The organism is Cellulomonas uda (assembly GCF_006538705.1).
Classification (GTDB): Bacteria; Actinomycetota; Actinomycetes; order Actinomycetales; family Cellulomonadaceae; genus Cellulomonas; species Cellulomonas uda.
The window spans coordinates 31,501-58,041 of sequence record NZ_BJLP01000011.1 but is presented as its reverse complement, the minus strand read 5'-3'; the positions used below and the strand labels follow the sequence as shown (position 1 = coordinate 58,041).

Sequence of the window (26,541 nt, the reverse complement as noted above, 5' to 3'; positions counted from 1 at the left end):
GCGTCAGCGCGTCTGCGAGACCCACGCCCCGTGCATGGTCGCGTACAGCCCGCCGGCGACGAGCAGCGCGTCGTGCGGGCCGTGCTCGACCACCCGCCCCGAGTCGACGACGAGCACGGCGTCCGCGGCCTCGGCCGTCGACAGCCGGTGCGCGATCGTGATGGTCGTGCGCCCCGCCGTCAGGCCGGCGAGCGCACGCGCGAGCCGCACCTCGGTGGCCGGGTCGACCGCCGAGGTCGCCTCGTCGAGCAGCAGCAGGTCGGCGTCGGCGAGGTACGCCCGCGCGAGCGCGACGAGCTGGCGCTCACCCGCCGACAGGGACTCGCCGCGCTGACCGACGGGCGTGTCGAGCCCGGCGCCCAGCTCGTCGACCCAGGGCCCGAGCCCGAGCGCGTCGACGGCGTCCCGCACGCGGGGGTCGTCGGCCGGCGGCGCCCACGCGGGGTCGTCGTCGCGACGCAGGCCGTACGCGATGTTCTCCGCGAGGGTGCCGTCGAACAGGAACCCTTCCTGGGGCACCAGCACGACGCGGCGGCGCAGGTCGGCGTGCCGCACGGCGCGCAGGTCCGTGCCGTCGAGCAGCACCTGGCCGTGCGTCGGGTCGACGAGCCGCGCGACGAGCCGCGCGATCGTCGTCTTGCCCGAGCCGGTGGCACCGACCACGGCGAGCGACGTCCCCGCGGGGACGGTCACGTCCACGCCGTGCAGCACCGGCGGGCCGTCCGGGTACGCGAAGCCCACGCCGCGCAGCTCGACGTGCGCGGGACCGCGCGCGCTCGTCGCGCCGTCGACGGGGTCCGCGATCTCGACGGGCGTCTCGAGCACGCCGAGCACGCGCCGCCAGCCCGCGACCGCGTTCTGCAGCTCGTTGAGGATCTCCGTGGCCATCTGCACCGGCCCGGTGAACAGCTGCACGAGGAACAGAAACGCGAGCAGCCGGCCCGGCGTCAGGTCCCCCGCGACGCCGAGCGACGTGCCGGCGACGACGACGAGAGCGAGCACGAGGTTGGCGGTCAGGACACCCGAGGAGAACACCGCCGCGACGAGGGTCTGCGCCCGCACCATCGCGCGCCGTGTCGCTCGGATCGCGGCGTCGGTCGCCCGCTGCGTGCGCGCCGCGACGCCGTACGCACGGATCGTCTCGGCCCCGACGACGGACTCGGACACCGCACCGAGCATCGCGCCGTACTTCTCGCGCACGGTCGAGTAGCGCGCGTTCACGCGCTTCTGCAGCGGCTGCAGCGCGATGACGAGCGGCACGAAGCCCAGCCAGACCAGCAGCGCGAGCTGCCACGAGTAGACCGCCATGAGCACGGTCGCGACGATGATCTGCAGCACCGAGACGAGCAGCATGATCCCGCCCCACTGCACGAACAGCGAGATCGTGTCCACGTCCGAGGTGACCCGCGAGACGAGGCTGCCCCGGCGCTCCGTGCCCCGGGTGAGCACCGACAGGTCGTGCACGTGCCGGAACGCGCGCGTGCGCAGCTGCAGCAGGCCGGCCTCGCTCGAGCGGAACAGGCGGATGTTCACCGCCGCCGAGCACAGGGCACCGAGCACGAGCCCGAGCGCCGCGACGGCCGCGAGCACCGCGACCCGCCGGACGTCCGGACCACCCTCGGCGAGAATGCCCGTGTCGATCGTCTGCTGCACGGCCACGGGCACGAGCACCCGGCCCACGGCCGCGAACGTCGCGAGCACGACGGTCAGGCCGAGACCCTCGACGAGGCGCGGCGAGACCTCGACGCCGCGCCGCAGGGTCGCGAGCACGCCCAGCGTGGAGGCGGGCGCCATCGCGTGCCCGCGCGTCGGGCCGTCAGCCGGGGCCGTCGTCATCGTGCGTCCACCTCGTCGAGCTCGTCCCGTCCGGGAGCCGGTGCCGACCGGCCGTCACCCTGCTCGTCGTCGGGTGCGTCGTCCCAGTCCTGCGCGGCGCGACGCTCGCTCTCGCGCTCGTACGCGGTCGCGAGGTCGCGGTAGCCCGGGTCGCGCGCCAGCAGCTCCGCGTGCGTCCCGCGGTCGACGACCCGCCCGCCGTCGAGGTGCACGACCTCGTCGGCCAGCAGCACCGAGGACATGCGGTACGCCACCAGCAGGACGGTCGGGCCCTGGCGGCCGGCCGCGCCGCGCAGCCCGCGCAGGATCTCCAGCTCGACCCGGGGGTCGACGGCCGAGGTCGCGTCGTCGAGGACGAGCACACGCGGCCGGCGCACGAGCGCACGCGCGAGCGCGAGCCGCTGCCGCTGGCCGCCGGACAGGTTCGCACCGCGCTCACCGAGGTGCGCGTCGAGCCCGCCGGGCAGCTCGCGGACCACGCCGTCGACGCGCGCGACGCGCAGCGCGTCCCACACCTCGTCGTCGGAGGGCGCCGCGGGGTCGTCGGCGTCCGCGAGCGTCACGTTGCCACGCACGGTGTCCTCGAACACGAACGCGTGCTGCGCGACGAGCGCGACGTGCGCGGCCAGCGCGTCGGGCGCCAGGTCCCGCAGGTCCACCCCGTCGACGCGCACCGCGCCGACGTCCGGGTCCGCGAGCCGTGACACGAGCGCGACCAGGCTCGTCTTGCCCGCACCCGTCGGGCCGACGACGGCGACCACCCGCCCGGGTTCGACGTCGAGGTCGACGTCGTCCACGAGCGTGAGCGGTCCCTGAGCGGTCTCCACGCGCCGCGTCACGTGGTCGAACGTGACGCGCGCGCCCGCGCCGGTGCCGGCCCAGGGGGCGTCGCCCTCGGGCAGTGCGCCACGGCTGTCGACCACGCGCGCGACACGGTCGTAGCCGACGAGCGCGCGGGGCACCTCGCCCAGCACCCAGCCGAACGCGCGGACCGGTACCGCGAGCAGCGTCAGGAGGTACGCCGCGGCGACGACGTCGCCCGTGCCGATGTCGCCCTCGGCGACGCGCCACGTCCCGACGACGAGGACCGCGAGCGTCCCGACGTTCGGCAGCAGGTCGATCACCGGGTCGAAGAAGGCACGCACCACGCCGACCCGCACGTTCGCGTCGGCGAGCGCGCCGGACCGCTCCGCGAAGCGCCGCTCCTCACGCGCCTGCGTGCCGAGCGACGTGACCAGCAGCGCGGCCTCGAAGCTCTCGTGCGCGACGTCCGCGACCTCGGCACGCAGCTGCTGCGCGTGCGTGATCGCGGGCGACATGCGGCGCTGGAACCAGGCGTTCGCCACGATCGCGAGGGGCACGACCAGGAGCGCCGCCAGCGCGAGCCACACGTCGGTGCGCAGCAGCGCGACGGTCGCGACGACGAGCATCACCACGACGCCGAGCGCGAACGGCAACGGGTTGAACACCGACGTCGCGGCCTCGACGTCCGCACCCGCGTTGGACAGCAGCTGGCCCGTCGGGTGCCGGCGGTGCCACGACATGGGCAGCCGCAGGTACTGGCGGGTGACGCGCAGGCGGTGGTCCTCCTGGATCTGCGCGTAGCCGATGCCGGCGAAGATGCGCCGGCCCGCGACACCGAGCGCGAGGGTCACCGCGACGAGCGCGACGACGCCGCCCGCCCACCAGATGCGCCCCTGCGCGGCCTCGTCGCCGGCGAGCGCGGGGACCACCACGTCGTCCGTCGCCCAGCCGAGGGCGCGGCTGAGCACGACCGTGGTGGCACCGAACACCGCCGACGTGCCCACGGCGGCGACGTACGTCCACGGGTGGGCCCGCATCCCCCGCCAGACGAGCGTGACCGCACGCCGCGAGGTCGACCCCGTCAGGCGCATCGCCCCGGACTGCGTCGGCGTCGACGACGAGCGGGGCGCAGGCATGGCGAAGGCCTTCCGGTGGGGAGGAGGGGGACGGTCATCGTCTCACGGACGTCCGACAGCTTGCCCGGGGCAGCGCTCACCACGCGAGGCGCCCGGACCGGTGGCACGATGACGCGCATGACCTGGCATCCCGTGCTGCGCGCCGACCTCGTCGAGGCCCTGCGGGCCGTCCCGCCGGACGCGCCGACGCTGTGCGACGGATGGCAGGCCCGGCACCTGGCGGCGCACGTCGTGCTGCGTGAGAGCTCGGCGCGCGTCGGCCTCGGGATCGCCGCGCCGCGGCTCACGGACGTGGCCGAGCGCGCGGTCGCCGAGCTCGCCGACACCGCGATGCACGACGCCGGCTACGCCGCGCTCGTCGACCGCGTCGAGGCGGGGCCGTCGCGCTGGCACCCCCTGGCCCTCGCGGGCGACGCCGCGAACCGGGTCGAGCTCTACGTGCACGGCGAGGACGTGCGCCGCGGCGACGGCGTGGCGCACGAGCGCCCGCTGGACCCCGCCCTCGTCGACGCGCTGTGGCACGACGCGACCCGGTTCGCCCGCGCCCGCACGCTGCGCGTCCCCGTCGGGCTCGTCCTCGTGCGCCCCGACGGTCCGCGCGCCCGGGTGCGCAAGCCGCGCGGCGACCACGGCACGGTCGTCGTCCGGGGCGGTGCGGGCGACCTGCTGCTGTGGGTCTCGGGACGCGGTGCCGCGACGGACCTCGTCGTGCAGGGCGAGGAGGCGGACGTCGCCGCGCTCGCGCGGGCGCTCCCGCTCCCCTGACGACCCGGCGTCCGCGCGCCCCGACGCGTCAGCGGACGGTGATGCCCGCCTCGCGCAGCGCCTGCTTCACGTCACCGACCGTGAGCGTGCCGAAGTGGAACACGCTCGCGGCGAGCACCGCGTCGGCACCCGCCCGCGCGGCCTCGACGAAGTGCTGCGGCGTGCCCGCCCCGCCGCTCGCGATGAGCGGCACCCGGACCTGGGCCCGCACGTCGCGCAGCATCTCGAGGTCGAAGCCCGACGTGGTGCCGTCGGCGTCCATCGAGTTGAGCAGGATCTCCCCCGCGCCCAGCTCCGCGGCGCGCGCGGCCCACGCGACCGCGTCGATCCCGGTGCCGCGCCGGCCGCCGTGCGTGGTGACCTCGTACCCCGAGTCCGTGCGCACGTCACCGGTCACCCGCCGCGCGTCGACCGACAGCACGAGCACCTGCGAGCCGAACCGGTCGGCGATCTCGCCGATGAGCTCGGGGCGGGCGATCGCCGCGGTGTTCACCCCGACCTTGTCCGCGCCCGCGCGCAGCAGCCGGTCCACGTCGTCGGCCGAGCGCACGCCCCCGCCCACGGTCAGCGGGACGAACACCTCCTCGGCCGTCCTGCGCACCACGTCGTACGTCGTCTCGCGGTTGCCCGACGAGGCGGACACGTCCAGGAACGTCAGCTCGTCGGCACCCTCCGCGTCGTACCGGTGCGCGAGCTCGACCGGGTCACCCGCGTCGCGCAGGTTCTCGAAGTTCACGCCCTTGACGACGCGGCCGGCGTCGACGTCGAGGCACGGGATGACGCGCAGGGCGAGGCTCACGGGGCGGTCCCTCCGGGGGTGCGGGCGTTGAGGATGTCCACGACGAACACGACGGTCTGACCCGAGAGCTCCTCGCTCTGGGTCACACCGAGCGCGTACGACGGCGGCACGATGAGCATGACGCGGCTGCCGACCGGCTGGTCGACGAGGCCCTCCTGCCACGCCGGCACGTCCTGCAGCGAGAACGACAGGGGCAGACCGCCCGACGACCACGTCGAGTCGAACTCCTCGCCCGTCGTCCACGCCCAGCCGGTGAACTGCACGGTCACCGTGTCGCTCGCGACCACCTGACGACCGGTGCCCCGCAGCACGGGTTGCACGCGCAGGGTCGCCGGCGGCTTGGACTCCACGGGCGTGAACGTCGGCGCGCCGCTCTTCGTCTCGCCGACCGCCGGGAACCCCTCGAGCGGCTCGACCGCGCTGCCCTCCGCGCGGGTCGGCAGCACGTCGACGACCGTCGCGGTCGGGTACTCGTCACCGCGCTCGGACGCGGGCGCGACCTGCAGCAGCCGCGCCCCGACGCGCTGGCCGCTGAGCGTCTCGTACAGGTCAGCGCCCAGGTCGGCGCGCGTGAGGACCTGCGAGCGGGGGCTGCCCGAGAAGCTGTCGCGCACGAGCGTCGCGTCCGAGGCGTTCTCGAGCCAGTAGTCGATGAGGATGGGGTCGCCGTCGACGAGCGCGGGTCCGGTCCCCTGCCACACGGTCTCGCGGTACGTCTCGGTGACCTGCAGCGGCGCGACGTACGTCAGCGTGGGTGCGACACCCGCGTCACCCGTGACGACGACGTCCGGCGGGACCTGCTCGGGGTCCGAGCACCCGGCCAGGGCGAGCGTCGCCACGCACGCGGCGGCCAGTGCGCCTCGCAGTCCTCGCACCTGCCGTCGTCCTCTCGTCGTCGCCCGTCCGCCCGCTGCTGCCACCGCGTTCCGCCCGCGGCTCACCCGGCGGTGGCCGGCCGACACTCTACGGCGTCCACCCGGTGGGCCCGACCAGCGCGCGGGACGTCACATCGACTCGATGAGCCTCTCGACACGCTCGTCGACGTTGCGGAACGGGTCCTTGCACAGCACGGTGCGCTGCGCCTGGTCGTTGAGCTTGAGGTGCACCCAGTCGACCGTGTAGTCACGACGCGCCTCCTGCGCGGCACGCACGAAGTCGCCGCGCAGCTTGGCGCGCGTCGTCTGCGGCGGGACGCTCGTCGCCTCGAACACCTCGAGGTCGGTCGTCAGCCGCTCGACGAGCCCCTTGGCCGCCAGCAGGTTGTACAGGCCCTCGGTGCGCGAGATGTCGTGGTAGGCCAGGTCGAGCCGCTGCACCCGCACGTCCGACAGCGGCAGGTCGTGCTTCGCCCGGTAGCGCTCGATCAGCCGGTACTTGATCACCCAGTCGAGCTCGCGCTCGACGAGCGACAGGTCGCCCGTGCGCAGCGCGTGCAGCCCGCGCCCCCACAGCTCGAGGACCTGCTTGTCCTGCGGCGACCCGCCGCCGCGCTGCGCGACGAAGTCGCTGACGCGCGCCAGGTACTCCTCCTGCAGGTCGAGCGCGGTGACCGTGCGCCCGTTCGCGAGCGTGACCGGCGCGGTGCCCGCCATGTCGTGGCTGATCTCGCGGATCGCGCGGATGGGGTTCTCGAGCGACAGGTCACGGATCGGGATGCCGGCCTCGATCAGGCGCAGGACGAGGTCGGTCGCGCCGACCTTGAGCATCGTCGTGGACTCCGACATCGAGGAGTCGCCGACGATCACGTGCAGGCGCCGGAAGTGCTCGGCGTCCGCGTGCGGCTCGTCGCGCGTGTTGATGATGGGGCGCGAACGCGTGGTCGCGCTCGAGACGGCCTCCCAGATGTGGTCGGCGCGCTGCGACAGGCAGTACACCGCGCCGCGCGGGGTCGCGAGGACCTTGCCCGCGCCCGTCAGCACCTGGCGTGTGATGAGGAACGGGACCAGCACGTCCGACAGCCGCGCGAAGTCGCCCTGCCGGCGCACGAGGTAGTTCTCGTGGCAGCCGTAGGAGTTGCCGGCCGAGTCGGTGTTGTTCTTGAACAGGTGGATGGTGCCCGGCAGCCCCTCGTGCTCGAGCCGCTGCTGCGCGTCCGCGACGAGCCCCTCGAGGATGCGCTCACCCGCACGGTCGTGCGTGACGAGCTGGCGCACGTCGTCGCACTCCGCGGTCGCGTACTCGGGGTGCGAGCCCACGTCCAGGTACAGCCGCGACCCGTTGCGCAGGAACACGTTCGACGAGCGTCCCCACGCCACGACCTTGCGGAACAGGTACCGCGCGACCTCGTCGGCCGACAGCCCCCGCCCGTCCGTCGCGGCGCACGTGACGCCGTACTCCGTCTCGAGGCCGAAGATCCGCTTGTCCATCAGCCCTCCAGCAGGTCCTCCAGCAGCGGCCCCGCCAGGCGGCGGAACGCGCGGCGCGGACGGGTCCGGTCCAGCACGGCGACCTCGAGCTGTGCCGCGGGGATCGCGCGCTGCTCGCCGCCGTCGTCGGCCGGCGAGCCCAGCGCACGCACCGCGAGCTGCAGCACCTGCGGCAGCGTCATCCCCGGCCGCCACGCGTCGCCCACGAGCGTGCCCAGCCGCTCGGCCTGCCCACCCATGACCACCCAGCCGTGCTCGTCGGCGACCGAGCCGTCGTACGTCAGGCGGTAGATCTGGTCGCCCTCCGCGGTGCGGCCCACCTCGGCGACGACGAGCTCGACCTCGAGCGGCTTCGACTCGGTGGTGAACACCGTGCCGAGCGTCTGGGTGTACGCGTTGGCGAGCGCGCGGGCCGTGACGTCCTCGCGGTCGTAGGAGTACCCGCGCAGGTCGGCGTACCGCACGCCCGCGACGCGCAGGTTCTCGAACTCGTTGTACTTGCCGACCGCCGCGAACGCGATGCGGTCGTAGATCTCCGAGACCTTGTGCAGCGCGCGTGAGGCGTTCTCGGTCGCGAACGCGATGCCCTCGTCGTACTGGACCACGACGACGCTGCGCCCGCGCGCGATGCCCTTGCGCGCGTAGTCCGCGCGGTCCTTCATGAGCTGCTCGGGCGAGACGTAGAACGGCATGCTCACGCGCGCTCACCCCCTCGTGCGTGCAGTGCGCGGCGTTCCGCGACGACGGCCTCGGCGACCTGCTCGAGCTCGGCGTCCGGCACCCGCAGGTAGCCGGACTCGGTCACGGTCGCGACGACCGGCCAGATGCGGCGGGTCGTGTCCGGACCGCCGGTCGCGGAGTCGTCGTCCGCGGCGTCGACGAGGGCCTCGACCGCGACGCGCACCGCCTCGGCCGGCGCCAGCCCGGGCCGCCACAGCTTCTTCAACGAGCCGCGCGCGAACACCGAGCCCGACCCGACCGCGTGGTGGTCGTGCTCCTCGTACCGGCCGCCCGTCACGTCGTACGAGAAGATCCGGCCGATGCCGCGCTCGAGGTCGAACCCGCCGAACAGCGGCACGACGGCCAGGCCCTGCAGCGCGAGGCCCAGGTTGCCGCGGATCATCGTCGACAGCCGGTTCGCCTTGCCGTCGAGGGACAGGAGGCTGCCCTCGATCTTCTCGTAGTGCTCGAGCTCGAGCTGGAACAGCCGGACGAGCTCGACCGCGAGGCCCGCGGTCCCGGCGATGCCGACCGCCGAGTACTCGTCGGCCGGGAACACCTTCTCGATCTCGCGGCTCGCGATCATCGAGCCCATCGTCGCGCGACGGTCGCCCGCCATCACGATGCCGCCCGAGCACACGACCGACACGATCGTCGTGCCGTGCGGCGCGTGGACCTGCTCGGCCCCGACGAGCGGACGGTTGCCGGGCAGGAGCGAGGGTGCGTGAGCCGCGAGGAAGTCGACGAACGACGACGAGCCCGGGGTCATGAACGCGGCCGGGAGCCGGCCCGACGCGAGCGGGTCAGGGTGCGTCATGGACGTTCACTGACCACCCTTCTGGACGAAGCCCCGCACGAACTGCTCCGCGTTCTGCTCGAGCACGTCGTCGATCTCGTCGAGCAGCGCGTCGACCTCGGCGTCCCGGCCCTGCGCGGCGGGTGCGACCGGCTCGGGCGCGTCGTCGACCGGCTCGTCGTCGTCCCGGCGCGGGTTGATCCGCTCCTGACCTGCCATGAGGACCTCCTCGGCGTCGCTTGGTGCTCCTGCGCCCACCCTAGGCCCAAGCCGGAGGCGACTGCCCCGGGTGACGCGTGCGCGAGACGCGCCCGGCGCCGACGACTGCTGTCATGATGCCCTCCATGACCCACCCGCCCGTGCCCCGACCGCGTGACGACGTGCTCGCGCAGGCTCGCCACCTGCTGCTCGACCCGTCCCGCTGCCCCGGGTGCGGGACCGGCCTCGCGGGAGCCAGGTGCCCGGGGTGCGGTCTCGACCTCGCGGGCGCGGCCGGCGCGGCCGTGTGGGAGGCGTCCCGAGCGGCCGCCGCGGCGCTCGCCCATCAGCGCACCGTGGTCGACGGCGTGCGACGCGCCGGCGCGGTGCCCACCGGCGCCGCGGTCGAGGCGCGCGTCCACGACCCCGTGCCGAGCCCGGGCGAGCCGTACCGCGTCCCGGACGGCCCCCGCACGGTTCCCCCTCCGCCGCCCCCACCGCCGTCCCCTGCAGCTCGACCCGCGCCGCCCGCCCACCCGCCGCGGCCGACGCGCGCCGCATGGCCCGTGCAGACCGTGCTGGTCACGCTCGGTGCGGCGCTGCTCGCGGTCGCGAGCCTCGTGTTCCTCGTGTTCACCTGGGACCTGCTGACCCTCGCCGCACGTGCGGGCGTCGTCGCGCTCGGCACCGCGGGTGTCCTGACCCTCGCGGTCGTGCTGCGCCGACGCGGGCTGCGGGTCTCGGCCGAGGCGGTCGGCGCCCTCGGTTCGGCGCTGCTCACGCTCGACGTGTGGGCGCTGTGGGCCACGGGACTGCTCGGTGCGGCTCCCGGGTGGCTCGTCGGCGGGCTCGGGCTGCTCGCGTGCGGCGCCGTGCTCGCGGTCTACGGCGCGCGCGCCGACCTGCGCAGCGCGACCGTCGCCGCGGCGCTCCTCGTGCCGTCCGCTCCCCTGCCGCTCGCCGCGGCCTCCCGCACGGCCGCGGGGGCGCTCGGCGCGCTGCTGCTGGCGTTCGCGCTCACGTCCGCGCGACACCTGCCGACGGTCCGGGCGCGCGTCGCCGAGCGTCGCGTGCTCTCGGGTGCCGCCGTCGCGCTCGCCTCGCTGCTCGCCGTCGTCCAGCTGGTCGCGCTGCGGTCCGCCGCGCACGGCGGTGGCGCCGCGGGTGGCGCGCTGGTCACCGCACTCGTGCTCGCGTGCCTCGTCGCGCTCGCCGCGCAGGCCGTCCTGACCCGCGGCACCCCGGCACGTGCCTGGGCCGGCGCCTCGGGCGCGCTCGCGGCGCTCTCGGCCGCGGTCGCCGCCCCCGCGGTCTCGGGGTCGGTGGTCGTGTGGTCGGCACCGGCCGCTGCGGCCGTCGGCGCCGTGGCCGCCCTGGCGGTGGCCGTGCTGCGAGCGGACGTCCTGCCGTCGGCCGTGCGGGGACCTGCCGAGCGGCCCGCGCCCGGTACCGGCACCACGGCGGCCCGGGTCGCCCCGACGGCGACCGTCGCCGCGGTCGCGGCCGCGGTGACCGCGGGTGTGCTGGCCGTGCCGGAGTGCGGCGTGCTCGCGGTCGCGGCCACGGCGGCCGTGCTCGACCCCGCGCGGTTCACCGACGGCTCCGTCGCGTCCGCCGCGGTGACGATGCTGAGCACGGTGCTGCTCGCCGCCGCGCTCGGCGTGCGGATCTCACGCCCGCTGCGGCACGTCGCGGCCGCACTGACGTGCGTGGCGGCGCTCGAGGGTGTCGCGCTGCTCGCCGACGACGTCCAGAGCGCGGTCGGTGGTTTCGTCGCCCTCGCTCTCGTCGCGCTCGTCGTCCCGCTGCCGCGCCCCTGGCGCACCCACACGCGCACGCTCGCCGTGGTCGCGGCGTCCGCGGCGCTCGTCGCGGCGCTGCCCGGTGCCGCGGGTGCGGGGACGTCCGGCGAGCGCGACGCCGGGCTGGCCGCGCTCCTCGTCGCCCTGCTCACCTCGGCGGTCGTCGTCACCGTGGTCGCGCGGGCCGGCGGACGCGTCGTACGCGCCGCGGTCTCGTGCGTCACAGCCCTGCTCGCGACGGGAGCCGCCGCGACCGCCCTGCGACTCGGCGGGGCCGACCCTCGCGACGCGGCGCTCGTCGCGGCGACCCTCCTGGGCGTGGTCGTCGTGACCCTCGTGCTGCTGCGTGCCGTCCCGCGCCCCCACCGCACGGCGCTGCTCCCCGTCGCGGCGACCGTCCAGGGACTCACCTGGCTCGCCGCGTTCGCGTCCTGGGCCGACGAGGGCGCGCGCGCCCCGTTCGTCGTCCTGCCCGCGGTCGCCGCGGTGCAGGCGCTCGCCCTCGCCGCGCTGGGCCGCGGCCGGGTCGGTGCGCTGCCCCGGGTCGCCGCCGCGACGCTCGTCCTGCCCGCGGCGTCCGCCGCGGTGGTCTCCGCGCACCTCGCCGCAGGCACGCCCGGCCGCGGCACGACCTCGCTCGTCGTGTGCGTGCTCGCGTGCGCCGGGGCGCTCGCCGCGCGGGCGCTGGACGGTGAGCGGATCGGCTTCCGCCTGGCGGTCGAGGTCAGCGGCGCGGTGGTCGCGGTGCTCGCCCTGCTCTCGGCACCGACCCGGGGCGTCGTCACGCTCGAGCTCGCGCTCCTCGCCGCGACGGCCGGTGTCGTCGCCCTCGCACCCGACCGGCGTCCGCTGCGGTGGTGGGCGCTGGGACTGGCCGTGGTCGCGTCCTGGACCGGCCTCGTGGCGCGCGAGGTCGGCGTCCCCGAGGCCTACGCCGCGCCGCTGGGCCTCGTGCTCGTCGGCGTGGGAGCCCGCCGGCTGCGGCGCGCGCAGCGGCAGACGCCGACGCGTCCCGGCGACGTCAGGCACTCGGGCGCCGCACTCCTCGGCGCCGGCGTGCTGCTGGTCGGGCTGCCGCCCGCGCTCGTGCTGGACCCCGTGGTCGTGGGGTCCGTGCGCCTGGACCGCACCGGGTGGCTGACGGTCGCGCTCGCGGGCGTCGCCGCGCTCGCGTGCCACCTCGCGCGCGGCGCCACGGGTGCACGCACCGCGGCGCGCACGCTCGCGGGCTGCGTCGCGCTGCTCGTCGTGCTCGGGCCTGTGCGACGCGCCGCCACGGCGCTGGTCGAGGGCGGGGACGCGGAGGTCTGGGGCCTCGGCGCGGCGCTCGCGCTCGGCCTCGCGGCGCTCGCGGGGCACCGCGCGGGCGCACCGCGTCCCGCCGTGCTCGCCGGTGCGTGGGCCACCGTCCTCGTCGCGACCTGGCCGAGCCTGGTCGTCGCCGCCACGGCCCTGGCCGACGCGGTGACGCCGGTCGCGGTCCTGCGCCTGGTGGTGGTCGCGGTGCTCGGCACCGCGCTCGCGCTCGTCGGCGTCCGCCGGGGACGTGCCGTCGCGACCGCGCAGGGACTCACGCTGCTCGGGCTCGCCACCCTCGCCGGCGTGGCCGGCGCGGGGCCGCTGCCCGTCGACGGCGTCCTCGCGGTCGGGGGGCTGCTCGCGGGCTGCGTCGGCGGCACGTGGCTCGCGCACGACGAGCGAGCGCGGTCCTGGCCCGCGCTCGGCGGCCCGTGCGCGCTCGTCCTGGCGCCCGCGCTCGTCGGTCTGCAGGTGGCCCCCGCCCCGTGGCGGTGGGGTGTCGTCGTCCTCGGCGGGGTCACCGCCGTGCTGCTCGGCGCGAGCCGGCGGCTGCAGGCGCCCCTCGTGGTCGGTGGCGTCGTGCTCGCGGCCGAGGTCGCGCTGCAGCTCGTCGCCGCGGGCGCGTCCGTCGTGTCGCACGTCGGCTGGTGGCCGCTGCTGTTCGTCGGGGGCGTCGCGCTCACGGTCGTGGGCGTGACGTACGAGCGACGGCTGCGCGACGCGCGCGAGGCGACACGCTACGTGGCCCGCCTGCGCTGACCGACCGCGACGCGGCGTTCAGGCGCCGAGGGCCGCCAGCAGCGACGCCGCGTCCGGGCTCGCGTCGAGCAGCGCGCCCACGTGCGCCTGCGTGCCGCGCAGCGGGTCGCGCATCGGGACCCGCTGGAGCGTCGCCGCACCCGGCACGTCGAACACGACGGAGTCCCAGGACGCGGCCGAGACCTGGTCGCCGTACCGCGCGACCGCCTCGCCGCGGAAGAACGCGCGCGTGTCCGTCGGCGCGTGCGCGACCGCACGCTCGACCTCCTGCGGCGTCACCAGCACCTCGACCGCGCCCGCCGCGCGCAGCCGGTGGTACAGCCCGCGCTCGGGGCGCACGTCGGACCACTGCAGGTCGACCGCGGCGAGCCGCGGGTGGTCCCAGGGCAGGTCCTCGCGCCGACGCATGCCCTCGAGCAGCCGCAGCTTGGCCAGCCACTCGACCTCGCGCGCGCACGACGACGGGTCCGTCCTGAGCCGGTCGAGCAGCGACTCCCAGCGCGTCAGCACGTCACGCGTGTCGTCGTCGAGCGGTGCGCCCACGTGGTCGAGCGCGGTGCGCACCGCACCGAGGTACTCGCGCTGCACCTCGAGCGCGGTGAGCCGGCGTCCGTCCGCGAGCTCGACGCGCGCGGTCAGCGTCGTGTCGTGGCTGACCTGGTGCACCGCCGCGACCGGGTCCCGCAGCGCCAGCCGGTCGACCGCGGCGAGCGCCCCGCCCGCGCCGCCCTCGGCGACCGCGCGCTCGACCAGCCACAGCACCAGCGACGTCGTGCCCAGCCGCACGTACGTCGCGGCCTCGAGCATCGTCGCGTCCCCGACGATCACGTGCAGGCGACGCCAACGCGTCGGGTCCGCGTGCGGCTCGTCGCGCGTGTTGACGATCGGGCGGCGCAGCGTCGTCTCCAGGCCGATCTCGGCCTCGACGTAGTCCGCGCGCTGCGACAGCTGGAAGCCCGCGCGCTCGCCCCGCTGCCCGATGCCGACGCGGCCCGCCCCGGTGAACACCTGCCGGGTCACGAAGAACGGGATGAGGCGCGCCGCGAGGTCCACGAACGGCACCGCGCGGTCGACGAGGTAGTTCTCGTGCGTGCCGTACGTCGCGCCCTTGCCGTCGACGTTGTTCTTGTACAGCGCGACGTCGGGCAGTGCCGGGACCGACGCGAGCGCGCGCACCGACGCGAGCATGACCTGCTCGCCCGCGCGGTCCCACACGACCGCGTCGCGCGGGTTGGTGACCTCGGGCGAGGAGTACTCGGGGTGCGCGTGGTCGACGTACAGGCGGGCGCCGTTCGAGAGGATGACGTTCGCCGCGCCCGGGTCCTCGTACTCCTCGACCTCGGGCCGTTCGAGCTCCTGGGGCCCGTCCCCCGACGGCGCCGGACGCGCCGGGTCGTCCGTGAGCAGCGAGGGGTGCGCCGCGGCGCGCTGCAGGTGGAACCCGCGCGCGTCCATGAGCGGGTCCTCGTCGTCGTAGTCCCAGCGCGCCTTGGTGCGGCCGGCCCCGCGCGCCGCGGCGTGCACCGCGACGACGTGGCTCGACAGGAGCATCGGGTTGGCCATGGGCTTGCCCGGCTGCAGCACGCCGTACTCGGTCTCGATCCCCATCACGCGGCGCACGGTCACGCCGCCCACCCTAGGACGGCGCGCGCCGGCCGGACGACCTGGTCCGCGGACCGGGCCGCCCGGCCGGGCGCCGTGCGAGACCCGCTCGACTAGAGGTACTGCCCCGTGCTGGTGACCGTCTCGATCGTGCGCGAGCCGTCGGTGCCCTTCTTGCCCTGCACGATCGTCCGGATGAAGACGATGCGCTCGCCCTTCTTGCCGGAGATGCGTGCCCAGTCGTCGGGGTTCGTCGTGTTCGGCAGGTCCTCGTTCTCCTTGAACTCGTCGACGCACGCCGCCAGGAGGTGCTCGACCCGGATCCCCCGCTGGCCCGTCGCGAGCAGGTCCTTGATCGCCTGCTTCTTGGCGCGGTCCACGACGTTCTGGATCATCGCGCCCGAGTTGAAGTCCTTGAAGTACAGGACCTCCTTGTCGCCCGAGGCGTACGTGACCTCGAGGAACCGGTTCTCGTCGGACTCGGAGTACATGCGCTCGACGACGCGCGCGACCATCGCCTCGACCGCGGCCGCCTTGGAGTCGCCGTGCTCGGCCAGGTCCTCGGGGTGGATCGGCAGGTCGGGCGTCAGGTACTTGGAGAAGATCTCCTTGGCGCCCTCCGCGTCCGGCCGCTCGATCTTGATCTTCACGTCCAGGCGGCCCGGCCGCAGGATCGCGGGGTCGATCATGTCCTCGCGGTTCGAGGCGCCGATGACGATGACGTTCTCCAGCCGCTCGACCCCGTCGATCTCGGCGAGCAGCTGCGGCACGATCGTCGTCTCCACGTCGGACGACACACCCGTGCCGCGCGTGCGGAACAGCGACTCCATCTCGTCGAAGAACACGACGACCGGGTGCCCCTGCGACGCCTTCTCGCGGGCGCGGGCGAAGATCAGGCGGATGTGCCGCTCGGTCTCGCCGACGTACTTGTTCAGCAGCTCGGGACCCTTGACGTTCAGGAAGTAGCTCTTCGCCTCCTGCCCCTCCTCGCCGCGAGCCCGCGCCGCCGTCGCGGCCAGCGAGTGCGCGACGGCCTTCGCGATGAGCGTCTTGCCGCACCCCGGGGGGCCGTACAGCAGCACGCCCTTGGGCGGACGCAGGCCGTGCTCGCGGAACAGCTCGGGGTGCAGGAACGGCAGCTCCACGGCGTCCTTGATCGCCTCGATCTGCGGCCCGAGCCCTCCGATGTCCTCGTACTCGATGTCCGGGACCTCCTCGAGGACGAGCTCCTCGACCTCGGCCCGCGGGATCACCTCGAACACGAACCCGCTGCGCGAGTCGATCGTCAGCGCGTCGCCCACGCGCACGCCCGCGTCGGACACCTGCCCGGCGAAGCGCACCACGCGCTCCTCGTCACCACGCCCCACGACGAGCGCGCGCCCCTGGCCGAGCAGCTCCTTGACCGTGACGATCTCGCCCACGTTCTCGTACCCGCCCGCCTCGACGACGGTGAGCGCCTCGTTGAGCATGACCTCCTGGCCGGGCCGCAGCCGCGTGAGGTCGACCGCGGGGCTCGCGCCCACGTGCATCTTGCGCCCGGCGGAGATCACGTCGACCGAGCCGTCCCGGCGCGCGCCGAGGAACACGGCGTACGTGCCCGGGGGCTTGGCGAGGTCGTCCACCTGACGCTTGAGCTCGACGATCTGCTCGCGCGCGGCCAGAAGGGCGTCCGAGAGACGCTCGTTCTTGGCCGCCAGCAGCGCGAGCTCGCGCTGCAGGTCTCGTCCCGTCGGTGCCGGTTCGGTCATGTCGGCCTCCTCGCGTCGTGCCTCGGCTGGCGTACCTGCCGTGGGGTCGCCACCCTAACCACCAGTCTGTGCCCGTGGCAGGCCGAATGCGGCCGTGTCCGCATCCCGTGACGTAACCGACACCGAGCGGGACGCGCCGTCAGGGGCGAGGGCGCTCGGGGTGCGCGTCGCGCTGGGCGCGCCGCACCTTCTTCGCCGAGGTCTCGCGCTCGCCGAGCGCGTCGGGCGTCCAGAGCGCGGGGTCCTCGACGGGCGCACCGTCCTCCGCGACCGGGTAGGAGCCCTTGGCCGGGCGGCGCTTGCGCAGGGGCGCGTCCACACCGTCGGCGAGCCGGCGCGTCGTGAGCAGGAATCCGGTGTGCCCGATCATGCGGTGCTCGGGACGCACCGCGAGGCCCTCGAGGTGCCACCCGCGCACCATCGACTCCCACGCCGACGGCTCGGTGTAGCGCCCGTCGGCGCGCACGTCCTCCGCGAGCCGCGACAGCTGCGTCGTCGTCGCGACGTAGCAGACGAGCACGCCACCGGGCGCGAGCGCGTCCGCGACGGCCGCCAGGTTCTCCCACGGGGCGAGCATGTCGAGCACGACACGGTCGACGCTGCCGGGCTCCGCGACCTGCGGCAGGACGTCCGCGAGGTCCCCGATCGACAGCTGCCAGGCGGGGTGCGGCCCGCCGAAGAACCCTTCGACGTTGCCGCGAGCGATGTCCGCGAAGTCCTCGCGGCGCTCGATCGAGTGCAGCGAACCGCCGTCCCCGACGGCGCGCAGCAGCGACATCGTCAGGGCGCCCGAGCCGACGCCGGCCTCGACGACCGTCGCACCCGGGTAGATGTCCGCCATCGTGACGATCTGCCCCGCGTCCTTGGGGTAGACCACCGCGGCGCCACGCGGCATCGAGAGCACGTGGTCCGCGAGCAGCGGGCGCAGGGCGAGGTACTCGACCCCGCCGCTGCTCACGACGACCGAGCCCTCGGGGCTGCCGATCAGCTCGTCGTGCCGGAAGTAGCCCTTGTGGGTGTGGAACGTCGCGTCCGGCGCGAGCGTGATGGTGTGCAGCCGGCCGCGCGGGTCGGTGAGCTGTACGCGGTCGCCGGTGCGGAACGGCCCGCGGCGCAGGTCGGCACCCGTCGGCCGAGGGGCGGGGGCGGAGGGCGCGGGGGTCGTGGTCACGGCGGTCGAGTCTAGGTGCGCGGGGTCGCGCTGCGGGACGTCACGTCACGCACGGATCGCGGCGACGACCTCGTTCGCGTGCAGCAGGCTGGTGACGCGGCCGTCGACGAGCGCGACGACGACGGGCGACAGCCGCGTGGCGCGCGCGAGGTCCCGCAGGAGCTCCTGCCCGACGAGCGTGCCGTCGACCGTCGCGCCGACGGGGAGCGGGACGCTCACCGCGGTCACCGGTGTCGTGCCCGCGGCCTGCGGCGGCACGCTCGCGGCCGCGGCGCGGTCCACGTACGCCGCGGGGCGGCCGTCGGGCGCGAGGACGACGACGTCGGCCACGCCGGCGGCCGCCGCCACCGAGCCCGCGTGCGCGAGCGAGTCGGCGTGGCCCACGGTCACGGCGCGGTGCCCGACGGACTCGACGGTCACGCCCTCGACGTTGCGCTGGGCCCGCGCGCCACGGATCGCGCCCGACGCGCCCGCCCACAGGAACGCGCCGATGAGGACGGCCCACATGACGTCGAGCACGTCGCCCCCGCCGCCGCTCACGGGCACCCACAGGGCCCACACGACCACGCCCGCCGCGACGAGCCGGCCCACCCAGCCGGCCGCGACCGTCCCGGTGTACCGGCTGCCGGTCACGGCCCAGACGACCGCCTCGAGCACCCGGCCGCCGTCCAGCGGCAGCCCCGGCAGCAGGTTGAACAGCCCGACGAACCCGTTGGTCACCGCGCCCGACCACAGCAGCGCCCACACCACCGTGCCGCGCGGCGCGACGTCCAGCACCAGCAGGACGCCGAACAGCGCGCCCAGGGCGAGGTTCACGGCGGGCCCGACGATCGCGACGAGCGCGTTGGTCGCGGGTGTCGGGGCGGCGCCGCCGAACGCGGTGTGCCCGCCCCAGAGCGTGAGGACGAACTCGTGCGGCTGCTGCCCCCGGGCGCGCGCCACGAGCCCGTGCGCGACCTCATGCAGGAACACCGAGACGAAAAGCAGCACGACGAACGCGAGAGCGACGACCCAGACCGCGGACCCGTCGAGCCCCGTCAGGGCGCGGGCGGCGGGCACCGACAGCGCCGTCAGCACGGCGACCGCGAGCAGCCAGCTCGGCGCGAGGATCACGGGTGCGCCCGCGACGTGCCCGATGACCCAGCCCTGGGTGGTGCGACGAGGCGGTGCGGGGGTGCTCACCGCACCAGCCTAGGCGGACCGGGCGCGCCGTCCGCCCGCGCGTCGTGCGGCCCTGTCGGCGCCACGACCTAGCCTGGCCGGGTGACATCTGCTCCGTCCGCGCTCGCCCCGCCCGCGCCCGCCCCGCCGTCGCTCGCCCCGCCGTCGCTCGCCCCGTCCGCGCCCGCCCCGGCCGACGAGGCGCCCGCCGCGCGCCCCGCGACGCGACCGGGCCTGTCGCCGTCACGTGCGGGCGACTTCCTGCAGTGCCCGCTGCTGTTCCGGTTCCGTGTGGTGGACCGTCTGCCCGAGCCGCCCAGCAGCGCTGCCGCGCGCGGCACGCTCGTGCACGCGGTGCTGGAGAACCTCTTCGGCCTGCCCGCCGTGGACCGCACGCTGGAGGCCGCGCACGGGCTCCTGCCCGAGCAGTGGGCGCTGCTGCGTGAGCGCACACCCGAGGTGGCCGAGCTGTTCGCCGACGACGGTGCTCTCGCCGGCTGGCTCGAGTCCGCCCGTGCCCTGCTGGCGACGTACTTCACGCTCGAGGACCCGCGCCGCCTCGAGCCGGCCGAGCGTGAGCTGTACGTGGTCACCGACCTCGAGGACGGGCCGCAGCTGCGCGGCATCGTCGACCGGGTCGACGTCGCCCCCAACGGCTGGGTGCGCGTCGTCGACTACAAGACGGGGAAGTCGCCCCGCGCCGGGTACGAGAGCTCGGCGCTGTTCCAGATGCGGTTCTACGCGTACGTCCTGTGGCGCACGCGCGGGGTGCTGCCCAAGCGTCTGCAGCTCGAGTACCTGGGCGACGGGACGATGCTGCAGCACGAGCCGACCGAGCCAGAGATGCTGACGTTCGAGGCCCGCATCCGTTCCATCTGGGCGGGCATCCAGGAAGCCGCCGCGGCGGGCGACTGGCGCACGCGCCGCTCGCGGCTGTGCGACTGGTGCTCGTTCCGTGCGCACTGCCCCGAGTACGGCGGCACTCCCCCGCTGGTCGACCCGGACGCCGTCGAGCGCGCCACCGGCGTGCGGCCGCATGCGGTGGCCCCCGAGGTGGCCGGCTGACCCGCGTCGCGTCCGTCCCGGCGGTCAGCGGGTCGGCGGGACCTCCAGCACGGCACCCGCGGCGAGGTCGCGCAGCACGTCCAGCGTGAGGTCGCGCAGGGACCGGATGCGGCTCAGGCCGGGGCGGTCGGCGACGTGCTGCACGCCGTCGACCGCGAGGGTGCGCGCCCCGGAGGCGAGCGCGGACGCGATGCCCGAGCGCGAGTCCTCGACCGCGACGCACCGCTCGACGGGGACGCCGAGCGCGCGCGCCGCCGCGAGGTAGGGCTCCGGGTCCGGCTTGGGACGGGTCACGTCGTCGCCCGCGACGACGACGTCGAACACGCCGGCCGCGACCGCGAACGGGTCCGCGAGCGGGCGGTACGACGACGTGACGAGCGCGAGCGGGACGCCGGCGGCACGCAGCGTCTGGAGTGCGTCGCGCGCGCCGGGCTGCCACGGGACCTGCCGCGCGACGCCGCGCGCCACGGACGCGGTCAGCTCGTCGACGATCGTCGGGACGGGCAGGTCCACGCCGCGCGCCCGCAGCACGCCCGCGGAGTGCACCATCGCGGAGCCGACGAGCTCGGTGGCGTCCTGCGCCGTCCACGGGACGCCGAACCGTGACGTGAGCTCGATCTCCGCTGCCATCCACAGCGGCTCGGTGTCGATGAGCGTGCCGTCCATGTCCCACAGCACGGCCGCCGGCAGCGGGCGCGACCCGGACGTGCTCGGGTCGGCGGGCGTGGTCGTGCGCGGCGTGGTCACGTCGTCTCCATGGGGGTGCGGGCGCGAGCAGGTCGAACGGTCCGGGTGGCTCGCGGTCGTCGTGGCCGACCCTATCCGCGTGTCGTGCCGGCGCGACGACGGGGTCCCTCGACGCGGGGCCTCGCGCGCGGTTCACTGGGCAGGGAGGTGGGTGCCATGACCCGACGAACGGGAGCGGCGCTGGTCGTCGCCGTAGGGGTGCTGCTGCTGGTGGGTGCGTGCGCCGCGGGTGCCAACACCGGGCAGAGCCCGAGCGGGGCGAACTTCTGGTGGGGCCTGTGGCACGGGATGATCCTGCCGGTGACGTTCATCGTGTCGTTGTTCACCGACACGGTGTCGATCTACGAGGTCGACAACGACGGCAACTGGTACGACTTCGGCTTCATGCTCGGGATCGCGCTGTTCTCGGGACCCGTGATCGCCGGCAGCCGCCGCCGCTGACCCGGCGCTCGGTCGCGCCCGCATCACCCGTCCGGCGGTACGCCGGACGTGCCGCCGGGGCGGCGCGGCCTACGCTGGAAGGATGAGCGACTCCCACGAGCTGCCCGCGGACCGCACGGTCCTGCTCGCCGCCTTCGAGGGCTGGAACGACGCGGGCGGCGCCGCGACGCACGCGTTGGAGCACCTGCACGACGCGTGGCACGCGGAGCACGTCGACGAGCTCGACCCGGAGGAGTACCACGACTTCCAGGTCAACCGCCCGCACGTCGCGCTGCGGGACGACGGCACGCGCGAGATCACGTGGCCGACGACGGCGGTGGTCGTGGCGACCGCGCCCCGCTCGGGCCGACGCGTGGTGCTCGTGCACGGCATCGAGCCGTCGATGCGGTGGCGCCGGTACTGCCACGAGCTGCTCGACATCGCCGCGACGCTCGAGGTGGACACCGTCGTGACCGTCGGTGCGCTCCTGGCCGACGTGCCGCACAGCCGCCCCATCCCGGTGACCGCGACGTCGGAGGACCGCGGCGTGCGGGACCTGCTCGGCGTCGAGGCGAGCACGTACGAGGGGCCGACCGGGATCGTCGGGGTGCTGCAGCACGAGGCGGGTGCCCGGGGTCTGGCCGCGATGTCGTTGTGGGCGGCGGTGCCGCACTACGTCGCGCACCCGCCGTCGCCGAAGGCGACGCTCGCGCTCCTGCGCCGGCTCGAGGAGGTGCTGGGCGAGCCGATCGAGATGGGTGACCTGCCCGACGAGGCCGCCGCGTGGCAGGCCGGGGTCGACGAGCTCGCGGGCGAGGACGGCGAGATCGGCGAGTACGTCCGTCAGCTCGAGGAGGCCAAGGACACGGTCGACCTGCCCGAGGCGTCGGGCGACGCGATCGCCGAGGAGTTCGAGCGCTACCTGCGCCGCCGCGACAAGGGCACGGGCAGCGCCTGACCCGACGGTCGGGTCGCGCCCGGCAGGCCCGGTCGGGTGGCGGGGCAGGTCGCTACAGGCGCACGCCGAGCAGGGCGTCGACGGTGCGTGCGACGACGCCCGGGGCGCCTTCGACGAACCCCACGCCCCCGTCCCGGGAGCCGGCGAGCGTCTGCGCGGCCCAGGCGTCCACCACGGCCAGCGCGCGCGGGGTGTCGAGGTCGTCGGCCACCGCCGCGCGCACGGCGTCGAGCACGGGCGCCGCGTCCACACCGCCGTTGCCGGACATCGCATGGCGCCAGCGGGCGAGCCGCTCCTGCGCGGCGACGAGGCCCGCCTCGGTCCAGTCCCAGTCGTCGCGGTAGCGGTGCGCGAGGATCGCGAGCCGGATCGCCATCGGGTCCACGCCGCGGGCCCGCAGCGCGGAGACGAGCACGAGGTTCCCGCGGGACTTGCTCATCTTCTCGCCGTCGAGGCCGACCATCCCCGCGTGCACGTGGACGCAGCCGCCGGTGCCGCCCTCGAGCAGGCGCAGGTGCGAGGTGCTCATCTCGTGGTGCGGGAACAGCAGGTCCGAGCCGCCGCCCTCGACGTCGAACGAGCCGCCGAGCGCCTGCCCCGCGATGACCGCGCACTCGATGTGCCAGCCGGGCCGGCCCGCGCCGAGCGACCCGCCGTCCCACGAGGGTTCGCCCGCGCGCGCCGCGCGCCACAGCAGGGGGTCGAGCGGCGCACGCTTGCCGGTCCGGTCGGGGTCTCCCCCGCGCTCGGCGAACTGCGCGCGCATCGTGGCCGCGTCCAGGTGCGCGACGGTGCCGAAGCGCTCGTCGGACGCCAGGTCGGCGTACACGTCCTCGCCGGGCGCGTCCGGGGCCGGCACGCGGTACGCGGCGCCGTCCGCGACGAGCTTCTCGACCGCCTCGACGATCGGGGGGATCGTCTCGACGACGCCCGCCCACGCGTCGGGCGGGACGACGCCGAGCGCTGTCATGTCCTCGCGGTACAGGGCCACCTGGTCGTCGGCGAGAGCGCGCCAGTCGACGCCCGTCGCGGCCGCGCGCTCGAGGAGCGGGTCGTCGACGTCGGTGACGTTCGACGCGTACCGCACGCGCTTGCCCTCGTCGCGCCACGCGCGGCCGAGCACGTCGAACGCGACGTACGTGGCCGCGTGGCCGAGGTGCGTGGCGTCGTACGGCGTGATGCCGCACACGTACAGCGACGCGTCCTCGCCGGGCGCCGCCACGACGAGCTCGCCCGAGGACGAGTCGCGCACGCGTACGGGGCCGCCGTGGCCGGGGAGCTCGGGGATCTGCGGGGCCGGCCAGGTGAGCACCAGCGCAGCCTAACGGGGCCGACGCGCCCGCTGCGCAGCGCCGCGGTGCGGTCCGCGACACAATCGGCCCGTGAGCGGCGAGCGACAGGTCTACACCGGCGACGAGCGCGGGTGGCGAGCGGTGCCCGAGGCACCGGCGGCAGGTCTCACCTGGGTCGTCGTGCCCGACGGCGCCGCGCTGCGCGACGAGGCCCGTCGCGGCGGGCTGAGCGAGCAGGGTCTGCGGATGCTCGACGAGCACCCGCTGACCGACCTGCGGCCCAGCCCGACGGGCCCGCTCGACGACTCCGGTCGGCACGTGCGGGGCCACGTGAACCGGTCGAACGCGGGCGAGATCCTGCTGACGCTCCCCACCGTCACGTACGTGGACGCGTCCCGCGACGTGCGCACCGGAGCGCTCACGTGCGTCGTCACGGACGGGGTCGTGGTGGCGTGGGAGCAGGGCGAGGCGGGCGTGCTCGGGGCCGCGGCGCACAAGCTGTGCGGCGGGCTGCCGGTGCCGGACACGGGCACCCGGCAGGTGCTCGCCGCCATCCTCCTGACGCTCGTGACCCGCGCGGCGGACGTGGAGGCCGGGCTCGGTGACGCGGTCGCCCAGCTCGAGCAGCTCGTCGTCGAGACACCCGACCGGTCCCGGACGGCCGACTCCGACGAGGGGTCGTTGGGAGCGGTGTACGGGCTCAAGCGGGAGATCGCCGAGGCGCGCCGCGCGCTGGGCCCGATGACGAGCGCGCTGCCCGAGCTCGAGGCCGAGGCGCAGGAGGCCCGTGCCGCGGACCGGCCGGTGCGGGACCTCGAGGCGACGAGCGCGTGGCTGCGCCGGGTGCGCGAGCGGTCCGACCGTGTGGACGCGCACCTGGCCGCGCACGACGGGCTGCTCGACGCGATGCTCTCCGTCCACCTGAGCACCGTGTCGGTGCGGCAGAACGAGGACATGCGCAAGATCTCCGCGTGGGCGGCGATGATCACGGTGCCGACCCTCGTCGCCGGGATCTACGGCATGAACTTCCGGTACATGCCGGAGCTGGACTGGCGCTTCGGCTACCCGTTCGCGCTGACGGTCATGGCTACCGCGTGCGGGCTGCTGTACCGCGCGTTCCGGCGTTCCGGCTGGCTGTGAGCCCGCTCAGCCCGCGGTCACGTCCGCGGCCGGCATCGCGTCGACCGCGCCGGTGAGCAGCAGCACGACGACGAGCGCGGCCAGGCCCAGGCGGTAGTAGACGAACGGCCGGTAGCTGAACGTCGAGACGATCTTGAGGAACGCGATGATCACGAGGTACCCCACGACGAACGCGACGAGGGTCGCCAGCAGCGTGGCACCGAACCCCGGCGTCCCGGCCGTGCCGAAGTCGTCGACGGACTTGGCGAGCTGGTAGAGGCCCGAGCCGAACACCGCGGGGATCGCGAGCAGGAACGAGTACCGCGCGGCCGCCTCGCGGGTGTACCCCATGAGCAGCCCACCCGTGATGGTGCCGCCCGAGCGCGACACGCCGGGGACGAGGGCGAGCGCCTGCCAGAAGCCGAACTTCACCGCGTCGCGCACGGTGAGCTCCTCCAGCGGCCGTGAGTGCCGTCCGACCTTGTCGGCCCAGCCGAGCACGAGGGCGAAGACCGCGAGCGTCACGACGACGAGCCACAGGTTGCGGAACGTGTGCTCGATCGAGTCCTGGAACAGCAAGCCGAGCACGACGATCGGCACCGACCCGGCCGCGATGAACCAGGCCATCAGCGCGTCGTGGTCCGGCACCTGCCCCTGCGGCGCGCCGAGCCGGGAGCGCAGGTCCGTCCCGTAGCGCCCGCGCAGCGCGTACCACCAGGCGAGCACGATCCGCTTGATGTCGTGCCGGAAGTACAGCAGCACGGCGGTCTCGGTGCCGAGCTGGGTGATCGCGGTGAACGCGGCACCGGGGTCGCCGCCCATCAGCTCACCCACGATGCGCAGGTGCGCGCTGGAGGAGACCGGCAGGAACTCGGTGAGCCCTTGCACCAGACCCAGGATGATTGCGTCGAACCCGCTGATCTCTGCCACGGGCCGCCACGATATCTCCCCGACGAGCGACTGCCTCACCGCGCAGGTCGCCGGGCTAGGGTGGCGCACCATGGAGCATCGTCACGTGGGCCGGACGGGCCTGCGCGTGTCGCGGATCGGCCTGGGCACGATGACGTGGAGCCGGGACACCGACGAGCACGAGGCGGCCGAGCTGCTGCGCGACCTCGTGGCCGCGGGCGGCTCGCTCGTCGACACGTCCGCGTCGTACGCGGACGGCGGCGCCGAGGAGCTCCTCGGTTCGTTGGTCGGTGCGGTCGTCCCGCGCGAGGACCTGGTGCTGTGCACCAAGGCGGGCGTCCGGCGCACGGCCGACGGGCCGACGGTCGACGCGTCCCGCGGCGGCCTGCTCGCGTCCCTGGACGCGTCGCTCGCGCGGCTGCGTACCGACCACGTGGACCTGTTCCTCGTGCAGACGCCGGACCCGCGCACGCCGCTGGAGGAGACCGCGTCCGCGCTGCGCCAGGCCGTGCTCTCGGGCCGCGCGCGCTACGTGGGGGTCGCCAACCACCCCGGCTGGCAGGTCGCGCGGCTCGCGGGCCTGCTCGACGACGTGCGCGACCACGTCGGGCTCGCGGCGGTCGAGATGGAGTACTCGCTCCTGGAGCGGGGCATCGAGCGCGAGGTGCTGCCGGCGGCGCGGGCGCTCGGGGCCGGCGTGCTCGCGTGGTCCCCGCTGGGCCGCGGCGTGCTCACCGGCAAGTACCGCCGCACGGTCCCGGCGGACTCACGCGCGGCGTCGCCGCACCTCGCGGGCTTCGTGCGTCCGTACCTGACCGGCTCCGCGTCGGCGGTGGTCGACGCGGTCGTCACCGCCGCGAGCGGGCTGCAGCGCCAGCCACTCGAGGTCGCGCTCGCGTGGCTCGCGCGCCGCGAGGGTGTGGCGGCCGCCGTCGTCGGGGCGCGCACGTCCGCGCAGCTGCGTGGCGCGCTGTCGTCGCTCGACCTCGAGCTGCCCGACGAGATCGAGCAGGCGCTCGACGACGTCTCCGCGCCGACGGTCGGGTACCCCGAGCGGTTCTGACCCCGC

The 26,541-nt window shown here is 75.3% G+C and carries 22 protein-coding genes; 7 read left to right on the top strand and 15 right to left on the bottom strand.

All coding sequences use genetic code 11. The annotated features are described in order from the left end of the window. Window positions 1–3: 3 nt before the first annotated feature. Both CUD01_RS04715 and CUD01_RS04710 read right to left on the bottom strand, forming a co-directional pair. Window positions 4–1,836 (bottom strand): ABC transporter ATP-binding protein, encoded by a 1,833-nt coding sequence (locus CUD01_RS04715; RefSeq protein ID WP_141319141.1) that lies wholly within the window; start codon window positions 1,834–1,836, stop codon window positions 4–6. Further along, window positions 1,833–3,776: an ABC transporter ATP-binding protein gene (locus CUD01_RS04710; RefSeq protein WP_141319139.1), complete on the bottom strand. Its 1,944-nt coding sequence runs from the start codon at window positions 3,774–3,776 to the stop codon at window positions 1,833–1,835. The genes CUD01_RS04715 and CUD01_RS04710 overlap by 4 nt, the downstream gene beginning before the upstream one ends. Window positions 3,777–3,893: 117 nt before the next feature. Between CUD01_RS04710 and CUD01_RS04705 the strand changes: the two genes are divergently transcribed. Further along, a complete protein-coding gene (locus CUD01_RS04705; protein WP_141319137.1) occupies window positions 3,894–4,541 on the top strand; it encodes a TIGR03085 family metal-binding protein in 648 nt (215 codons plus the stop codon). Between the two features lie 28 nt (window positions 4,542–4,569). Here the strand turns inward: CUD01_RS04705 and hisF are convergent, their stop codons facing one another. The 6 genes from hisF to CUD01_RS04675 all read right to left on the bottom strand — a co-directional run bounded on the left by hisF (window position 4,570) and on the right by CUD01_RS04675 (window position 9,441). Continuing rightward, window positions 4,570–5,340, bottom strand: coding sequence for an imidazole glycerol phosphate synthase subunit HisF (hisF, locus tag CUD01_RS04700; RefSeq protein ID WP_094179946.1), 771 nt, complete (start codon window positions 5,338–5,340; stop codon window positions 4,570–4,572). Beyond that, window positions 5,337–6,215: an FKBP-type peptidyl-prolyl cis-trans isomerase gene (locus tag CUD01_RS04695; protein WP_141319135.1), complete on the bottom strand. Its 879-nt coding sequence runs from the start codon at window positions 6,213–6,215 to the stop codon at window positions 5,337–5,339. Before CUD01_RS04695 ends, hisF begins: the two co-directional genes overlap by 4 nt. 129 nt (window positions 6,216–6,344) lie before the next feature. Next, a complete protein-coding gene (gene pafA, locus CUD01_RS04690) occupies window positions 6,345–7,706 on the bottom strand; it encodes a Pup--protein ligase (RefSeq protein WP_141319133.1) in 1,362 nt (453 codons plus the stop codon). Beyond that, on the bottom strand, window positions 7,706–8,404 hold the full coding sequence (gene prcA / locus CUD01_RS04685) for a proteasome subunit alpha (RefSeq protein WP_094179943.1): 699 nt from the start codon (window positions 8,402–8,404) through the stop codon (window positions 7,706–7,708). Before prcA ends, pafA begins: the two co-directional genes overlap by 1 nt. After that, window positions 8,401–9,243, bottom strand: a complete 843-nt coding sequence (prcB, locus tag CUD01_RS04680) for a proteasome subunit beta (protein WP_094179942.1) — start codon at window positions 9,241–9,243, stop codon at window positions 8,401–8,403. The genes prcA and prcB overlap by 4 nt, the downstream gene beginning before the upstream one ends. A gap of 6 nt (window positions 9,244–9,249) precedes the next feature. Continuing rightward, on the bottom strand, window positions 9,250–9,441 hold the full coding sequence (locus CUD01_RS04675) for a ubiquitin-like protein Pup (RefSeq protein ID WP_094179941.1): 192 nt from the start codon (window positions 9,439–9,441) through the stop codon (window positions 9,250–9,252). Between the two features lie 125 nt (window positions 9,442–9,566). Here CUD01_RS04675 and CUD01_RS04670 point away from each other — a divergent pair, with 125 nt between their 5' ends. Further along, complete coding sequence (locus CUD01_RS04670) at window positions 9,567–13,280, top strand: SCO7613 C-terminal domain-containing membrane protein (protein ID WP_141319131.1); 3,714 nt, start codon at window positions 9,567–9,569, stop codon at window positions 13,278–13,280. 18 nt (window positions 13,281–13,298) lie between these two features. On the opposite strand, the gene dop is transcribed toward CUD01_RS04670, so the two are convergent. From dop to CUD01_RS04650, 4 genes are all read right to left on the bottom strand, one after another. Beyond that, a complete protein-coding gene (gene dop / locus CUD01_RS04665; RefSeq protein WP_141319129.1) occupies window positions 13,299–14,906 on the bottom strand; it encodes a depupylase/deamidase Dop in 1,608 nt (535 codons plus the stop codon). Window positions 14,907–14,995: 89 nt separating this feature from the next. After that, the gene (gene arc / locus CUD01_RS04660; protein ID WP_141319127.1) at window positions 14,996–16,630 is read right to left on the bottom strand and encodes a proteasome ATPase; all 1,635 of its coding nucleotides are present in this window, start codon (window positions 16,628–16,630) and stop codon (window positions 14,996–14,998) included. Between the two features lie 139 nt (window positions 16,631–16,769). Next, window positions 16,770–17,801: a tRNA (adenine-N1)-methyltransferase gene (locus CUD01_RS04655; protein ID WP_141319125.1), complete on the bottom strand. Its 1,032-nt coding sequence runs from the start codon at window positions 17,799–17,801 to the stop codon at window positions 16,770–16,772. A gap of 45 nt (window positions 17,802–17,846) precedes the next feature. Beyond that, window positions 17,847–18,983, bottom strand: a complete 1,137-nt coding sequence (locus CUD01_RS04650; RefSeq protein ID WP_141319123.1) for a site-2 protease family protein — start codon at window positions 18,981–18,983, stop codon at window positions 17,847–17,849. Window positions 18,984–19,064: 81 nt separating this feature from the next. Between CUD01_RS04650 and CUD01_RS04645 the strand changes: the two genes are divergently transcribed. Continuing rightward, complete coding sequence (locus CUD01_RS04645) at window positions 19,065–20,027, top strand: RecB family exonuclease (RefSeq protein ID WP_141319121.1); 963 nt, start codon at window positions 19,065–19,067, stop codon at window positions 20,025–20,027. Between the two features lie 24 nt (window positions 20,028–20,051). Here CUD01_RS04645 and CUD01_RS04640 read toward each other — a convergent pair whose 3' ends face one another. Beyond that, a complete protein-coding gene (locus CUD01_RS04640; protein ID WP_244937654.1) occupies window positions 20,052–20,774 on the bottom strand; it encodes an HAD family hydrolase in 723 nt (240 codons plus the stop codon). A gap of 156 nt (window positions 20,775–20,930) precedes the next feature. Here CUD01_RS04640 and CUD01_RS04635 point away from each other — a divergent pair, with 156 nt between their 5' ends. Further along, entirely contained in the window at window positions 20,931–21,215 is a 285-nt protein-coding gene (locus CUD01_RS04635) for a hypothetical protein (RefSeq protein ID WP_141319119.1), read from the top strand. A gap of 82 nt (window positions 21,216–21,297) precedes the next feature. Continuing rightward, the gene (locus tag CUD01_RS04630) at window positions 21,298–22,152 is read left to right on the top strand and encodes a PAC2 family protein (RefSeq protein WP_141319117.1); all 855 of its coding nucleotides are present in this window, start codon (window positions 21,298–21,300) and stop codon (window positions 22,150–22,152) included. A 52-nt stretch (window positions 22,153–22,204) separates the two neighbouring features. On the opposite strand, the gene mshC is transcribed toward CUD01_RS04630, so the two are convergent. Further along, window positions 22,205–23,464: a cysteine--1-D-myo-inosityl 2-amino-2-deoxy-alpha-D-glucopyranoside ligase gene (gene mshC, locus CUD01_RS04625; RefSeq protein WP_141319115.1), complete on the bottom strand. Its 1,260-nt coding sequence runs from the start codon at window positions 23,462–23,464 to the stop codon at window positions 22,205–22,207. Window positions 23,465–23,534: 70 nt separating this feature from the next. Between mshC and CUD01_RS04620 the strand changes: the two genes are divergently transcribed. Then, the gene (locus CUD01_RS04620; protein ID WP_141319113.1) at window positions 23,535–24,584 is read left to right on the top strand and encodes a CorA family divalent cation transporter; all 1,050 of its coding nucleotides are present in this window, start codon (window positions 23,535–23,537) and stop codon (window positions 24,582–24,584) included. A gap of 6 nt (window positions 24,585–24,590) precedes the next feature. Here the strand turns inward: CUD01_RS04620 and CUD01_RS04615 are convergent, their stop codons facing one another. Beyond that, entirely contained in the window at window positions 24,591–25,484 is an 894-nt protein-coding gene (locus CUD01_RS04615; RefSeq protein ID WP_141319161.1) for an undecaprenyl-diphosphate phosphatase, read from the bottom strand. 79 nt (window positions 25,485–25,563) lie between these two features. Between CUD01_RS04615 and CUD01_RS04610 the strand changes: the two genes are divergently transcribed. Beyond that, entirely contained in the window at window positions 25,564–26,535 is a 972-nt protein-coding gene (locus CUD01_RS04610) for an aldo/keto reductase (RefSeq protein ID WP_094179933.1), read from the top strand. Window positions 26,536–26,541 lie beyond the last annotated feature (6 nt).

Bases quoted from the DNA above. Each gene is read 5' to 3' on its own strand.
- CUD01_RS04675 (WP_094179941.1), bottom strand. From the start codon at position 9,441: ATGGCAGGTCAGGAGCGGATCAACCCGCGCCGGGACGACGACGAGCCG.
- CUD01_RS04715 (WP_141319141.1), bottom strand. From the start codon at position 1,836: ATGACGACGGCCCCGGCTGACGGCCCGACGCGCGGGCACGCGATGGCG.
- CUD01_RS04635 (WP_141319119.1), top strand. From the start codon at position 20,931: ATGACCCGACGAACGGGAGCGGCGCTGGTCGTCGCCGTAGGGGTGCTG.
- prcB (WP_094179942.1), bottom strand. From the start codon at position 9,243: ATGACGCACCCTGACCCGCTCGCGTCGGGCCGGCTCCCGGCCGCGTTC.
- CUD01_RS04670 (WP_141319131.1), top strand. From the start codon at position 9,567: ATGACCCACCCGCCCGTGCCCCGACCGCGTGACGACGTGCTCGCGCAG.
- CUD01_RS04705 (WP_141319137.1), top strand. From the start codon at position 3,894: ATGACCTGGCATCCCGTGCTGCGCGCCGACCTCGTCGAGGCCCTGCGG.
- CUD01_RS04610 (WP_094179933.1), top strand. From the start codon at position 25,564: ATGGAGCATCGTCACGTGGGCCGGACGGGCCTGCGCGTGTCGCGGATC.
- CUD01_RS04710 (WP_141319139.1), bottom strand. From the start codon at position 3,776: ATGCCTGCGCCCCGCTCGTCGTCGACGCCGACGCAGTCCGGGGCGATG.
- CUD01_RS04630 (WP_141319117.1), top strand. From the start codon at position 21,298: ATGAGCGACTCCCACGAGCTGCCCGCGGACCGCACGGTCCTGCTCGCC.
- arc (WP_141319127.1), bottom strand. From the start codon at position 16,630: ATGACCGAACCGGCACCGACGGGACGAGACCTGCAGCGCGAGCTCGCG.
- pafA (WP_141319133.1), bottom strand. From the start codon at position 7,706: ATGGACAAGCGGATCTTCGGCCTCGAGACGGAGTACGGCGTCACGTGC.